The sequence below is a fragment of the Vibrio sp. 704 genome, assembly GCF_033339295.1.
Map to the genome: position 1 here is coordinate 100,109 of NZ_JAWOUH010000014.1, position 14,290 is coordinate 114,398.

Below are 14,290 nucleotides of genomic sequence, written 5' to 3' on the forward strand. Positions count from 1 at the left end.
TCAATAATGAGAGTGACGTTTGAGTGATGCATGTCTGCTTTACTTAGGTATATACTTATGGAATTCGCATCAATGAGGAACGAATATGATCCAAGAAATCATAGAGAAGAAACTACACAGTGAGCTGCAACCCAGCTATCTCAAAGTCATTAATGAGAGCTACATGCATAATGTGCCACCAGGCTCAGAGAGTCATTTCAAAGTGATTGTTGTGAGTGATTCGTTCGCGGGACAGCGTTTGATTGGGCGCCATCGTCAAGTTCATCAAATTTTGGCAGATGAACTGGACAACCACATTCATGCATTAGCTATTCATACATACACTGATGAAGAGTGGAAGCGTGAACAAGATGGCGCCCCTGATAGCCCGATGTGTATGGGTGGTGGTCACTAAAAACGCAAGATATAAAGGTGCAGAGAAAAGGTGGCTTAAGGCCATCTTTTTTCGTTTTACATTCTTAAGGGACGTTAACGTGGAACAAATTCTGGTTAAAAAATGTGTTAACAGTGTTTCAACAAATGAATGGAAATTGCAGAATATTTCAGGCGATGAATATCACTTTTCCATAAGATATGTATGGAATATGGCATTTGTGCGATGGGTCAAAGTTATGACTATTCTTTGACCTTTTAGACCTGATTCTACCGAAATAACCCCTCTATTCTAATGATTGATCATGGCATCAAGTTCCTAAAAAATGCTAGACTACGGCACCTGATAAATCTCGCGTATTCCTTGTGACGAGGTTTTTAATAGGATGTTGCGATTTTGATGTTTAAAACAACATCAAAACCGGACACTGATGTCGTGTCTAAAAGTTACGCAATCAAAAGAATCTTTTTCCCGATAAAAGTAGTGCAAGTGCGTATGATTACAATAAAGAAGGGCTTGGATCTTCCTATCGCAGGAACTCCATCCCAGGTGATTAATGATGGTAAGACCATCAAAAAAGTCGCCTTGCTTGGCGAAGAGTACGTTGGCATGCGACCTACCATGCATGTCCGCGTTGGTGATGAAGTGAAAAAAGCGCAAGTTCTTTTTGAAGATAAAAAGAACCCAGGCGTGAAATTTACTGCACCAGCAGCCGGTAAAGTGATCGAAGTTAACCGTGGCGCTAAACGTGTCCTTCAATCTGTAGTGATTGAAGTGGCAGGTGAAGAGCAGGTGACATTTGATAAGTTCGAAGCCGCTCAACTTTCAGGTCTAGATCGTGAAGTGATCAAGACTCAGTTGGTTGACTCTGGCTTATGGACCGCTTTACGTACTCGTCCGTTCAGCAAGGTTCCTGCAATCGAGTCTTCTACTAAGGCTATTTTCGTAACTGCAATGGATACTAATCCACTAGCAGCTAAGCCTGAGTTGATCATTAATGAGCAACAAGAAGCATTCATTGCTGGTCTAGACATTCTTTCAGCCCTGACAGAAGGCAAGGTTTACGTATGTAAATCTGGCACTAGCTTGCCACGCTCTTCACAGTCTAACGTAGAAGAACACGTCTTCGATGGCCCTCACCCAGCAGGTCTTGCTGGCACCCACATGCATTTCCTATACCCAGTAAATGCAGAGAATGTGGCATGGAGCATCAACTACCAAGACGTTATCGCGTTCGGTAAGCTGTTCCTAACTGGTGAGCTATGCACAGATCGTGTTGTGTCTCTAGCTGGCCCAGTTGTGAATAACCCTCGTCTAGTTCGTACCGTAATGGGTGCAAGCTTAGATGACCTAACAGATAACGAGCTGATGCCTGGCGAAGTTCGTGTGATCTCTGGTTCAGTACTAACAGGTACACATGCAACTGGTCCACACGCATACCTTGGCCGTTACCATCAACAGGTTTCTGTATTACGTGAAGGCCGTGAAAAAGAACTATTTGGCTGGGCAATGCCTGGTAAGAATAAGTTCTCGGTAACTCGCTCTTTCCTTGGTCACGTATTCAAAGGTCAGTTGTTCAATATGACAACGACGACCAATGGTAGTGATCGTTCAATGGTTCCAATTGGCAACTACGAACGCGTAATGCCTCTAGATATGGAGCCTACTTTGCTGCTTCGTGATCTATGTGCCGGCGACACAGACAGTGCTCAAGCACTGGGTGCGCTTGAACTGGATGAAGAAGATCTAGCATTGTGTACCTTTGTATGTCCAGGTAAGTACGAGTACGGTACGTTACTTCGTGAATGCCTAGATACTATCGAGAAGGAAGGGTAATTTTCATGGCTCTTAAAAAGTTTCTTGAAGACATCGAGCATCATTTTGAGCCTGGTGGCAAACACGAAAAATGGTTTGCCCTGTACGAAGCTGTAGCAACAGTTTTTTACACGCCAGGTATCGTAACAAATAAAAGCTCGCACGTTCGTGATAGCGTTGACCTAAAACGTATCATGATCATGGTTTGGTTTGCGGTATTCCCAGCAATGTTCTGGGGTATGTACAACGCAGGTGGCCAAGCTATTGCAGCACTTAACCACATGTACGCTGGTGACCAACTAGCGACAGTTATCGCAGGTAACTGGCACTACTGGCTAACAGAAATGCTTGGCGGCACTATCGGTGCGGAAGCGGGTGTTGGCAGTAAGATGCTACTAGGTGCGACTTACTTCCTGCCAATCTACGCAACAGTATTTATTGTTGGTGGCTTCTGGGAAGTGTTGTTCTGTATGGTGCGTAAACACGAAGTTAACGAAGGTTTCTTTGTAACTTCTATCTTATTCGCACTTATCGTTCCACCAACGCTACCTCTATGGCAAGCGGCACTAGGTATCACATTTGGTGTTGTTGTAGCAAAAGAGATCTTCGGTGGTACAGGTCGTAACTTCCTTAACCCTGCACTTGCAGGTCGTGCATTTCTATTCTTCGCTTACCCAGCGCAAATTTCGGGTGACGTAGTATGGACTGCAGCTGACGGCTTCTCTGGTGCAACTGCTCTTAGCCAATGGGCTCAAGGTGGTAACGGTGCTCTAGTTAACACAGTAACTGGCGCTCCTATCACTTGGATGGACGCGTTCATCGGTAACATCCCTGGCTCTATTGGTGAAGTATCGACTCTAGCTCTAATGATCGGTGCAGCGATGATCGTTTACATGCGAATCGCTTCATGGCGCATCATTGCGGGTGTGATGATCGGTATGATCGCAGTATCGACTCTGTTTAACGTGATCGGTTCTGACACTAATCCAATGTTTAATATGCCATGGCACTGGCACCTAGTTCTAGGTGGTTTTGCATTCGGTATGTTCTTCATGGCAACGGACCCAGTATCAGCGTCATTTACTAGCAAAGGTAAATGGTGGTACGGCATCCTGATTGGTGCAATGTGTGTGATGATCCGTGTAGTTAACCCAGCGTACCCAGAAGGTATGATGCTGGCGATTCTATTCGCGAACCTATTCGCACCTCTGTTCGACCATGTAGTGATTGAGAAGAACATCAAGCGGAGACTAGCACGCTATGGCAAGTAATAACGACAGCATTAAAAAGACGCTGGGTGTTGTTATCGGGTTGAGCCTTGTTTGTTCAATCATCGTATCAACAGCAGCAGTAGGTCTGCGTGATAAGCAAAAAGCTAACGCTGTCCTAGATAAGCAATCAAAGATCGTTGAAGTTGCAGGCATTGACGCAAACGGTAAGAAAGTACCAGAGCTATTTGCTGAGTACATCGAACCTCGTCTAGTAGACCTTGAAACAGGTAACTTTACTGAGGGTAATGCATCTACGTACGATCAACGTGAAGCATCAAAAGATGCAGAACGTTCAATCGCATTGACACCAGAAGAAGACGTAGCTGATATCCGTCGTCGCGCGAATACAGCAGTGGTGTACCTTGTAAAAGATCAAGATGAAGTCCAAAAAGTTATCCTGCCTATGCACGGTAAAGGACTATGGTCGATGATGTATGCCTTTGTAGCCGTTGAAACTGATGGTAACACTGTGTCTGCTATTACTTACTACGAGCAAGGTGAAACTCCTGGACTTGGTGGTGAAGTAGAGAACCCTTCATGGCGCGATCAATTCATTGGCAAGAAATTGTACAATGAAGATCACCAGCCAGCGATTAAGGTCGTGAAAGGCGGCGCACCGCAAGGTTCTGAGCACGGTGTTGATGGCCTATCAGGAGCGACGCTCACTAGTAATGGTGTTCAACACACATTTGACTTCTGGTTAGGTGATATGGGCTTTGGTCCTTTCCTAGCAAAAGTTCGTGACGGAGAACTTAACTAATGTCTAGTGCACAAAACGTTAAAAAGAGCATCCTAGCGCCAGTGTTGGATAACAACCCAATCGCGCTACAAGTTCTTGGTGTATGTTCTGCTCTTGCAGTAACAACTAAACTAGAAACAGCTTTTGTAATGACACTAGCGGTAACATTTGTAACTGCGTTGTCTAACTTCTCTGTTTCATTGATCCGTAACCACATTCCTAACAGTGTGCGTATCATCGTTCAGATGGCAATCATCGCATCGTTAGTAATCGTGGTAGACCAAGTGCTAAAAGCTTACCTATACGATATCTCTAAACAGCTATCTGTATTCGTTGGTCTGATTATCACTAACTGTATCGTAATGGGTCGTGCTGAAGCATTCGCAATGAAGTCTGCGCCAGTACCATCTCTTATTGACGGTATTGGTAACGGTCTAGGTTACGGCTTCGTTCTTATCACTGTAGGTTTCTTCCGTGAGCTATTTGGCTCAGGCAAACTATTTGGTCTAGAAGTTCTACCTCTAGTGAGCAACGGTGGTTGGTACCAGCCTAACGGCCTAATGCTACTAGCACCATCAGCATTCTTCCTAATCGGCTTCCTTATCTGGGTAATCCGTATTCTGAAACCAGAACAAGTAGAAGCGAAGGAGTAAGGACGTCATGGAACATTACATTAGTCTGTTAGTTAAATCGATTTTCATCGAAAACATGGCTCTGTCTTTCTTCCTAGGTATGTGTACTTTCCTTGCCGTATCTAAGAAGGTTAAGACCTCTTTCGGCCTAGGTGTTGCAGTTGTGGTAGTTCTGACTATCGCTGTTCCTGTGAACAACCTGGTATACAACCTAGTTCTGAGAGAGAACGCGTTAGTTGAGGGCGTGGACCTTAGCTTCCTAAACTTCATCACCTTTATCGGTGTAATTGCAGCACTTGTACAGATTCTAGAGATGGTCCTAGACCGTTTCTTCCCACCTTTGTACAACGCGCTAGGCATCTTCCTACCGCTGATCACAGTAAACTGTGCAATCTTCGGTGGTGTATCTTTCATGGTACAACGTGACTACAACTTTGCTGAATCGATCGTTTACGGTTTCGGCTCTGGTGTGGGCTGGATGCTAGCAATCGTTGCTCTTGCAGGTATCCGTGAGAAGATGAAGTACTCTGACGTACCTCCAGGTCTACGTGGTCTTGGTATCACATTTATCACTGTAGGTCTTATGGCGTTAGGCTTTATGTCTTTCTCTGGTGTTCAACTGTAAGTCGGGTAAACCGCAACAATTAAGGAATAGTCAATGGACATTATTCTTGGTGTAGTGATGTTTACTCTGATCGTACTAGCACTAGTACTAGTGATTCTTTTCGCTAAGTCTAAGCTTGTACCAACAGGTGACATTACAATTTCTGTGAACGATGACCCTTCTCTGGCGATCGTTACACAACCAGGTGGTAAGCTACTGAGTGCTCTAGCAGGTGCTGGCGTATTCGTATCTTCTGCTTGTGGTGGCGGTGGCTCATGTGGTCAGTGTCGCGTAAAAGTTAAATCAGGTGGTGGCGACATCCTACCAACCGAGCTTGACCATATTACTAAAGGTGAAGCGCGTGAAGGTGAGCGTCTAGCGTGTCAGGTTGCAATGAAAACTGACATGGATATCGAGCTTCCTGAAGAAATCTTCGGCGTTAAGAAGTGGGAATGTACTGTTATCTCTAACGATAACAAAGCGACATTCATCAAAGAGCTTAAGCTACAAATTCCAGATGGCGAATCAGTACCTTTCCGTGCTGGTGGTTACATCCAGATTGAAGCTCCTGCTCACCACGTGAAATACGCAGACTACGATATTCCTGAGGAATACCGTGAAGACTGGGAGAAGTTCAACCTTTTCCGTTACGAGTCTAAAGTTAATGAAGAGACCATTCGTGCATACTCTATGGCTAACTACCCAGAAGAGCACGGTATCATCATGCTTAACGTTCGTATCGCAACTCCGCCGCCGAACAACCCAGACGTACCACCAGGCATCATGTCTTCGTACATCTGGTCTCTAAAAGAAGGCGACAAGTGTACTATTTCTGGTCCATTTGGTGAGTTCTTTGCGAAAGATACAGATGCAGAAATGGTATTCGTTGGTGGTGGTGCTGGTATGGCTCCAATGCGCTCACACATCTTCGACCAACTTAAGCGTCTGCACTCTAAGCGTAAGATGTCTTTCTGGTACGGCGCACGTTCTAAGCGTGAAATGTTCTACGTAGAAGACTTCGATATGCTACAAGCTGAGAATGACAACTTCGTATGGCACTGTGCACTGTCTGATCCACTTCCAGAAGATAACTGGGATGGTTACACTGGCTTTATTCACAACGTTCTTTACGAGAACTACCTACGTGATCACGAAGCGCCAGAAGACTGTGAATACTACATGTGTGGTCCACCTATGATGAACGCTGCTGTAATCGGCATGCTAAAAGATCTAGGTGTAGAGGATGAAAACATCCTACTAGATGACTTCGGTGGTTAATTCCTCCAAGTGATTGAATCTATGGCTAGCTCTCCAAGAGAGCTAGCCATTATTTTTTATAGACATAAAACTGATACTCAACAGTTGATATAGGTAATCGGATTGAAAGGATTGATCCTATTTCCCATATCAATTCAACAACATTGGGAGTTAACAAGTGAAAAAGTGGCTTGTTGCATTTGCTTCTCTATTGATTTTGGCTGGCTGTGAGCAGCCTGCCGATCAAATTCATTTAAGTGGCCCTACCATGGGGACTTCTTACAACATCAAGTATATCGAGCAAGATGGTATTCCAACGCCAAAAGCGATGCAGACAGAAATTGATCGCTTATTGGAAGAGGTTAATGACCAAATGTCGACCTATCGTGACGACTCAGAGTTAAGTCGTTTTAATCAGCATCAAACGAGCGAGCCATTTACAGTTTCGACACAAACTGCAACGGTAGTGAAAGAAGCAATTCGCCTTAACGGTCTTACTTTAGGTGCATTGGATGTGACGGTCGGCCCTCTAGTTAACCTGTGGGGGTTTGGTCCAGAAGCTCGTCCAGATGTAGTTCCAACCGATGAAGAACTCGCTGCTCGCAAAGCAAATACCGGTATTCACCACCTATCTGTTGATGGTAATACACTGTCCAAAGACCTTCCTAACTTGTACGTCGACCTATCGACGATTGCGAAAGGTTGGGGGGTTGACGTGGTTGCTGACTACCTTCAATCTGAAGGGGTACAGAACTTTATGGTCGAAGTTGGCGGTGAAATGCGTCTCAAAGGTGTCAATCGTGAAGGTGTGCCTTGGCGTATCGCAATTGAAAAACCGACCGTTGATGAACGTTCAATTCAAGAAATTATTGAACCAGGCGACATGGCAATTGCAACAAGTGGTGACTATCGTAATTACTTTGAGAGTAATGGTGTGAGATACTCTCATATTATTAATCCACGAACAGGCAAACCAATTCATCATAAAGTGGTGTCTGTAACGGTATTAGATAAATCGTCGATGACTGCTGATGGTCTTGCAACTGGTCTTATGGTGCTAGGTGAAGACAAAGGCATGGCAATTGCGAACGAAAATAATATTCCTGTTTTCATGATTGTGAAAACGGAAGATGGTTTTAAAGAGTTGGCTTCGGAAGCATACAAGCCATTCATGAAGAAATAACAACAGAAGTGAGCATGTTTTTATGAATACATTTCTAATTACCTTTGCTGTGTTTGTCGCGGTAATCACTGCAATGGCTGTCGGATACATTTTCCAAAAGAAAGTCGTGAAAGGTAGCTGTGGTGGCTTAGGGGCAGTTGGCATCGAAAAAGTGTGTAATTGTCCAGAACCCTGCGATGCGCGTAAAAAACGTGAAGCGCGCGAGGCTGCGCGTGCTGAGAAATTGGCTGCGTGGGAAAAAGATAGAATTGCTTAGTATTGGTTAATCGTACTAAGAAAGTGATAAAGCTCAGCGTTCTGCTGAGCTTTATTTTTAGGCAGCTAACCAAAGCTCAGATGTCCGAGAAAGAGCCCAATACCGTGTTTTGTTGTTTCTTTCTCTCATGTTACAGAGCAAGACCACACTGATAGTCATTAGGACGAAGAAATGATTTGGTTACGTCCGTTCTCTTTGGCCATGTAAAGTCGCTCATCCGCCACTTTTATTTGTTGTTCCAGCTCCCCCTCGATGTTGCTTACACCAATACTCGCGGTCACAAGAATGTTTTTGTCCAAATAAGTTATTGGCGTTTTTTCTATGCGCTGTCTCATTTGTTCTAAGCGTGTTAGAAAGCCGTCATAGTCGCCACTGGCTTGAATACAAAACTCCTCGCCACCAAGCCTAGCGACAATATCATTTGGAAAATAGATTTTTAGAATATTCGCTATCATGACTAACACTGCATCGCCGCCCTCATGTCCGTGTGTATCATTTACTTGCTTAAAGAAATCGATATCAAGCATCGCGATGTTTCTTTGAGCGTTTTCTACATGGGGTTGCTCAAACAGAAAGCGGCGGTTCCATAAGCCCGTTAGCGCATCTTGATTTGCCATTTTAAACAGTTCAGATGTTGCGTCTTTGATATCTAACAGTTGGTGAATACGGCAAAAAAATTCTTCTTGATTAAATGGCTTGTATAAAAAGTCATTGGCCCCTGCTTTTAGAAACCTAGCCGTCATGGTCTTAGAGTTACTACCCGACAAGCCGAGAATGGCTAATTGATTTTTATCCCACTTCCGACGTAATTCACGCACCATAGTAATGCCATCTTTAACGGGCATATCATGGTCGGTTAAAACGAGAGTGATATCTGGATTTTGCTCGACAAGCTCTAGGGCTTTTTGCCCATTGTCAGCTTCCAACGTCTGAATATATTGATGCTCCAAAAGTTGGGCAATGTGTCTTCTTACGGTGTGTGAATCATCAACGACTAAACATTTGTGTTGTTGATTGTTGGTTAGTCGCTTGAGGAGTGGTAATAGATAGGAAACGGACGCCATGCTGTCTTTCAAAATATAGTCGAGGACACCTTTTGCAAGCATCTTTTCGCGAGTGTCTTCTTGAAATCGAGCCGTTAAAACAATGACACGATGACCATGTTCCAAAACGAGGTCAATAATCTCGCCATCTTGAGCATCCGGTAAACAATAGTCTAAAACCGCACAGAAGAGGTCCTGTGCTGAAGATAACAAGTTCTTTGCCTCCGCGTAGCTTTCCGCTGCGATGACCTCATAACCAGCTTGGCTTATTGTTTGGCAAAGAAAGTTTTTAAATGCACGACTATCTTCAACAACCAGAATCTTATTACTCAAGCGCAGTCCCCAAAATTAATTGTTTAAAATCAATGATAACTAAAATTAAACTTATCGCCATCAAAAAACACATGTCAACCAAAAGTAGAACAACTACTCAAATGTTTGACACGCATCCGTTAACATCACATCATTATTCCTGTCTTAGTTATATAATTATGTTTAGCTAACGTAGGGAGAAAGTAGTATGGAAATGCATCAACATGGTATGGCTGAGCTATTTCAACAACTGGGCCTCGGTAGCTCTCCTCAAGAAATGAAAGATTTTATTAATCAACATCGACACAAAAGAGATTCTGCGCCTTTACATGAAGCTAGCTTTTGGACGATGTCACAGGCGAACTTTCTAAAACAAGCCATCGAAGAAGATGCAGATTGGGCCGAATTGGTCGATCAATTGGACGTAATGCTTCGAGATTGACGTTCGTTTAAACACGCCCATTTCTCTTAAGGTAGATTTGATTTATACTGTTTTTTTGAACAGTGCTTTGATGGCTATGTCAGATCGAATTAGAAAAATTATTCATGTCGATATGGATTGTTTTTATGCTGCCGTAGAGATGAGAGATAACCCCAGTTACCGTGGCATTGCACTCGCTGTTGGCGGACATGAAAAGCAGCGTGGAGTGATTAGCACCTGTAATTATGATGCGCGTAAATATGGTGTTCGCAGTGCAATGTCAACGGCGCGCGCGCTGCAACTCTGTCCTCATTTGTTGGTTGTGCCCGGTAGAATGCATGTATATAAGCAAGTCTCTCAGCAGATTCGTGCTATTTTTGAGCGTTATACGCCTATCATTGAACCTCTCTCATTGGATGAAGCATACCTCGATGTCACGGACTCGACAGCTTGCCGTGGCTCCGCTACGTTGATCGCAGAGTCAATTCGCCGCGATATCTGGAGTGAACTTGGGTTGACGGCATCGGCGGGCATTGCTCCGATAAAGTTTCTTGCCAAGGTCGCGTCAGACATGAACAAGCCCAACGGTCAGTTTGTGATTCCGCCAGAGAAAGTCCAAGAGGTTATCGATAGTCTTCCGCTAGAGAACATTCCTGGTGTGGGGAAGGTGAGTCTTGAGAAGCTCCACCAAGCCGGTTTTTATCGATGTGAGGACATTAAAAACAGTGACTATCGAGAGTTGTTGAGGCAGTTTGGTCGTCAGGGTGCCTCCTTATGGCAGCGAAGCCATGGAATTGATAATCGAGAAGTCGTTGTTGAGCGCGAGAGAAAGTCCGTCGGTGTGGAAAGGACATTCAGCCAGAACATCGCAACCTATGATGAATGTTGGCAAGTGATTGAGGAGAAACTTTATCCTGAACTCGAGAAACGTTTAGAGCGTGCAAGCCCAGATAAGTCGATTATTAAACAAGGTATTAAAGTCAAATTTGCCGACTTTCAACTGACAACAATTGAGCACATCCATCCGCAATTAGAGCTTGAGGACTTCAAGATCTTGCTAAGAGATATTCTTAAACGCCAAAATGGACGGGAAATTCGCCTTTTAGGCTTGAACGTGATGCTCAAGCCCGAAGACCAAGCGCGTCAATTGAGCTTTTTTTAGGCCCTTACCGTTTCTACCTGCGTTAATACCTGCTCAAAACTTACGTTTGCCATTGCACCATAACCTGCTAGCTTTGAGGCTTTTAGCTGGCTAATCAAAGGAGTGCTGATTCCGCACAAGAAGCGAGCAACGGCATCATTACTGATGGCCGATGGGGAAAGCTGAATAAACTCCTGCGCCCATATCGATACTTGAGATTGTTCAATATCTTCAGGTTCTGGTGCTGTGAATGTGGCGACGTGACCACGACACACGGAGCAGTGACCACATTGCTTTGGTGCATCGTGATCCGCAAAGTAGTTCGCCAATTGTGAGCTCAAACAGTGCTCGGACTGGAACAAGTGCAGCATGGTGTGGATTCTTTCGATATCTTTGCTTTCTTTGGATTGGAACAGTTCAGACAGTTGTTGGATTAAAACATCCGAGCTCTGTTTGGTTGGCATAACTGAGTACACGTCCGTCAGTTGTTTGCTCTCTAGTTCTATCCAGCCGTTCTGGTGAAAATAGTCGAGCGCTGCGACAACTCGGCTGCGTTCCGATTGATAGTTCATCCATAGCGCTTCTAGATCAACTTGGCACCACACTTTGGCTTTTTGTGAGCAGGAAAAAATAGCCTCCACAAATTGACGTCGCTCGCCTTGAAATTGATTCACAATAAATTGCTGATCGTGCAAAAACTTAAACCGATATTCTGCAAAGTAACTGTACTTTGCTTCAATGACGTTATGTAGCTCCAAATAAACCAACAAGGTTTTGAGTGGCAATTGGCGGATATTACTTTCACGCGACAAACGCAGTGGCACTACCTCCCATTGTGGAGCATGTTCTTTCGCTTGCTCGACTACATAGTTAATTGACGCAAATTCTGGTGTGTCACCATAGACAAAATTCTCCAACACCGTTAAGCCGGACGTATTGCCTAGCAGAATGCACTCAGAGCGTTTCCCGTCCCTGCCTGCACGTCCAATCTCTTGTGCGTAGTTCTCGATTGATTTGGGTAAGTCGAAGTGAATGACGCGGCGAATATCAGATTTATCGACCCCCATACCAAATGCAATCGTTGCAACAATACAGTCAATTTGGCCATCCATGAACTGCTGTTGGATTTGTGCACGAACGTCGCTTTTCATGCCAGCGTGGTATGCGTGAGCGTTAATGCCAATATGGATTAATGACTTTGCTACTCGTTCTGCTGTTTGCTGCTGCGTCACGTATACGATGGTCGGAAGCTTAGGTGAAGAGGCGATGATCTCACTGAGCTGTTCTTGTTTCTTTGTTTCCTCACACGGGATCACCGATATATCCAGATTGGGGCGGTAGAAGCCTGTAACGGTAATATGTTCACTGGCAATATCGAACTTTTTTTGCATGTCTTCAATAACTGCAGGCGTTGCCGTTGCGGTGAGAAGTAAAGACTGTGGGATGTTCAGTTCACGTTGATATTGCGGTAGTTTGAGATAATCTGGACGAAAGTTATGCCCCCATTCGGAAATACAGTGCGCTTCATCAATGACCATCAAAGAAATCGGTACTTGGCGAACGAATTCACGAAAACGCTCGTTTTTTAGCCGCTCAACAGAAATCATCAAGATTTTGATTTGTCCATTCTTCACGCCAGCCATGACCTTTTGTGCTTCTTCTCTACTTTGACTGCTATCGATAGAAGCGGCAGCGATTCCTTTACTTTGTAAAAAGCTCAGTTGATCCTTCATTAACGCCAACAACGGAGAGATCACCAACGTAAGGTTGGGTAATATGGTTGCAGGTAGTTGATAACAGAGTGACTTCCCCGAGCCTGTAGGAAAGATAGCCGCAGCAGAGTAACCATTCATAACGGCTTCAATAACGGGTTGCTGACCTTGGCGTAATGAGTCAAAACCAAATACAGATTGAAGTGTTTGATGCAGCGAGTCACTTTGCATAATAGGGAAACCTTTCTTTGATGGTAAACTTGGCTACATTAACACACCCCGAATACTAAACGCGCGTCCTAAAAGTATGAACAAAGCTGACTTAGTCCAAATTATCATCCAACATCTGGAAGAAAAACTTCAAGTTGCCCATTCATCGGCTCAGCGAGCTATCGATGCCGCCACAGATGAAGAAACTGTTCCCGAGCACAAGTACGATACATTGGCACTTGAAGCCGCGTATCTTGCTCATGGACAAGCCATGCGAATTCAAGATAGTGAAGAGGAGTTGCGTCAATATCGTTCTTTAGTGACTCGTAACTTTAAGAATGCGCCTGTTGGTGTTGGTGCTTACGTTGTTCTCGCAGATGAGAATTTGATCGAAAAGCACTTCTTTGTAGGCCCTTGCTCTGGTGGTTTGACTGTTCAATATCAGACTCTGGAAGTCTTTGTCTTAACAGCCAAATCTCCTCTGGGTCGAGCGTTGTTCGGGAAAGAAGAGGGTGATGAGGTTGACGTGAAAATAGGAGATAAAACAACTTGTTACGAAGTCGTGACGATTTGCTGACATCTCATGTATCACTCAGTGTTATGTTTAACACGAGTAATGTTAAATAAAAGAGAATGACATGAAAAAGCTTTTTACACTCTCATTGCTGATGGTCAGTGCTACTGGTTATGCAGCGCAGTGTCGTGTGGACATCAATAATGAAGTCCGTATGGATGGGCAAAGCTTGGAAATTCGCCAAACGACAGGTGATAAAGCTGTCGTGGATGAGGATAACAACCTCTTCATCAAAGGTGAGCTAATTGAACTCAATGCCGACCAAAAAGCGGCAATTGAAGACTATCGCGAAAAAATGAACGCGTATATTCCACAAGCAAAGCAATTGGCGAGTGATGGTTTAGCGCTTGCGAATGATATTATTGATGATGTTGCGGAAAGCCTCGATGCACCTGGTGCGTTTGATAATGTAAAAGTCGCAGTAAAGGACTTTTTCGCTGATGTTGAATCACGTTACTACAAAGATGGTGATTTCATCCTGCCTGCGGAGAGTTTTGAGTCTATGACACAAGGGTGGACTGAAGACTTTGCAAAAGCACAAGAGATCTTCAATAAAGAGTTTTTAGCCAGTTCGTTGGATGCTTTATCGAAAAAAATGAAGGAAGAGGGAGGGATAAACCTCACTGCATTATCAGAGAGTATGGCTGAACTCAGCGCGAAAGTAGAAGAGCGTTTAGCCGAGCATTCAAAAGAGGTAGAACAACAAGCAGAAGACTTGTGCGATTCGCTGGATGACATGGCAGGGCA

Annotated in this window: 15 protein-coding genes; 13 read left to right on the top strand and 2 right to left on the bottom strand. The window is 44.2% G+C overall.

Annotation, left to right across the window (positions count from 1 at the left end; all coding sequences use genetic code 11):
* Nucleotides 1-85 precede the first annotated feature (85 nt).
* From bolA to nqrM, 9 genes are all read left to right on the top strand, one after another.
* On the top strand, nucleotides 86-394 hold the full coding sequence (gene bolA / locus R7R24_RS17575) for a transcriptional regulator BolA (RefSeq protein WP_005380262.1): 309 nt from the start codon (nucleotides 86-88) through the stop codon (nucleotides 392-394).
* Nucleotides 395-868: 474 nt separating this feature from the next.
* Nucleotides 869-2,209, top strand: a complete 1,341-nt coding sequence (locus tag R7R24_RS17580; protein WP_005380264.1) for a Na(+)-translocating NADH-quinone reductase subunit A — start codon at nucleotides 869-871, stop codon at nucleotides 2,207-2,209.
* 5 nt (nucleotides 2,210-2,214) lie between these two features.
* Nucleotides 2,215-3,459, top strand: coding sequence for an NADH:ubiquinone reductase (Na(+)-transporting) subunit B (locus tag R7R24_RS17585; protein ID WP_005380265.1), 1,245 nt, complete (start codon nucleotides 2,215-2,217; stop codon nucleotides 3,457-3,459).
* A complete protein-coding gene (locus tag R7R24_RS17590; RefSeq protein ID WP_005380267.1) occupies nucleotides 3,449-4,219 on the top strand; it encodes a Na(+)-translocating NADH-quinone reductase subunit C in 771 nt (256 codons plus the stop codon). Before R7R24_RS17585 ends, R7R24_RS17590 begins: the two co-directional genes overlap by 11 nt.
* Nucleotides 4,219-4,851, top strand: a complete 633-nt coding sequence (locus R7R24_RS17595; RefSeq protein WP_005380269.1) for an NADH:ubiquinone reductase (Na(+)-transporting) subunit D — start codon at nucleotides 4,219-4,221, stop codon at nucleotides 4,849-4,851. The genes R7R24_RS17590 and R7R24_RS17595 overlap by 1 nt, the downstream gene beginning before the upstream one ends.
* Nucleotides 4,852-4,858: 7 nt before the next feature.
* The gene (gene nqrE / locus R7R24_RS17600) at nucleotides 4,859-5,455 is read left to right on the top strand and encodes an NADH:ubiquinone reductase (Na(+)-transporting) subunit E (protein ID WP_005380270.1); all 597 of its coding nucleotides are present in this window, start codon (nucleotides 4,859-4,861) and stop codon (nucleotides 5,453-5,455) included.
* Nucleotides 5,456-5,488: 33 nt separating this feature from the next.
* Nucleotides 5,489-6,712, top strand: a complete 1,224-nt coding sequence (gene nqrF, locus R7R24_RS17605; RefSeq protein ID WP_005380271.1) for an NADH:ubiquinone reductase (Na(+)-transporting) subunit F — start codon at nucleotides 5,489-5,491, stop codon at nucleotides 6,710-6,712.
* 157 nt (nucleotides 6,713-6,869) lie between these two features.
* Nucleotides 6,870-7,874, top strand: a complete 1,005-nt coding sequence (locus R7R24_RS17610) for an FAD:protein FMN transferase (RefSeq protein ID WP_005380272.1) — start codon at nucleotides 6,870-6,872, stop codon at nucleotides 7,872-7,874.
* A gap of 22 nt (nucleotides 7,875-7,896) precedes the next feature.
* On the top strand, nucleotides 7,897-8,130 hold the full coding sequence (gene nqrM, locus R7R24_RS17615) for a (Na+)-NQR maturation NqrM (RefSeq protein WP_005380273.1): 234 nt from the start codon (nucleotides 7,897-7,899) through the stop codon (nucleotides 8,128-8,130).
* 158 nt (nucleotides 8,131-8,288) lie between these two features.
* Here nqrM and R7R24_RS17620 read toward each other — a convergent pair whose 3' ends face one another.
* Nucleotides 8,289-9,506, bottom strand: a complete 1,218-nt coding sequence (locus tag R7R24_RS17620; RefSeq protein WP_005380276.1) for a response regulator — start codon at nucleotides 9,504-9,506, stop codon at nucleotides 8,289-8,291.
* A 187-nt stretch (nucleotides 9,507-9,693) separates the two neighbouring features.
* Here R7R24_RS17620 and R7R24_RS17625 point away from each other — a divergent pair, with 187 nt between their 5' ends.
* Together R7R24_RS17625 and dinB are read left to right on the top strand one after the other, a co-directional pair.
* Entirely contained in the window at nucleotides 9,694-9,927 is a 234-nt protein-coding gene (locus R7R24_RS17625; RefSeq protein ID WP_005380277.1) for a DUF2789 domain-containing protein, read from the top strand.
* A 76-nt stretch (nucleotides 9,928-10,003) separates the two neighbouring features.
* The gene (gene dinB / locus R7R24_RS17630; RefSeq protein ID WP_025768236.1) at nucleotides 10,004-11,068 is read left to right on the top strand and encodes a DNA polymerase IV; all 1,065 of its coding nucleotides are present in this window, start codon (nucleotides 10,004-10,006) and stop codon (nucleotides 11,066-11,068) included.
* Here the strand turns inward: dinB and R7R24_RS17635 are convergent.
* Nucleotides 11,065-12,990, bottom strand: a complete 1,926-nt coding sequence (locus R7R24_RS17635) for an ATP-dependent DNA helicase RecQ (RefSeq protein WP_054577579.1) — start codon at nucleotides 12,988-12,990, stop codon at nucleotides 11,065-11,067. The genes dinB and R7R24_RS17635 overlap by 4 nt on opposite strands.
* A gap of 76 nt (nucleotides 12,991-13,066) precedes the next feature.
* On the opposite strand from R7R24_RS17635, the gene R7R24_RS17640 reads away from it, so the two are divergent.
* Nucleotides 13,067-13,546 carry a GreA/GreB family elongation factor gene (locus R7R24_RS17640; protein WP_005380280.1) on the top strand — a complete coding sequence of 160 codons (480 nt, stop codon included), beginning with the start codon at nucleotides 13,067-13,069 and terminating at the stop codon, nucleotides 13,544-13,546.
* 61 nt (nucleotides 13,547-13,607) lie between these two features.
* A partial coding sequence (locus R7R24_RS17645; protein WP_318119570.1) for a YggN family protein occupies nucleotides 13,608-14,290 on the top strand: 683 nt, incomplete at its 3' end.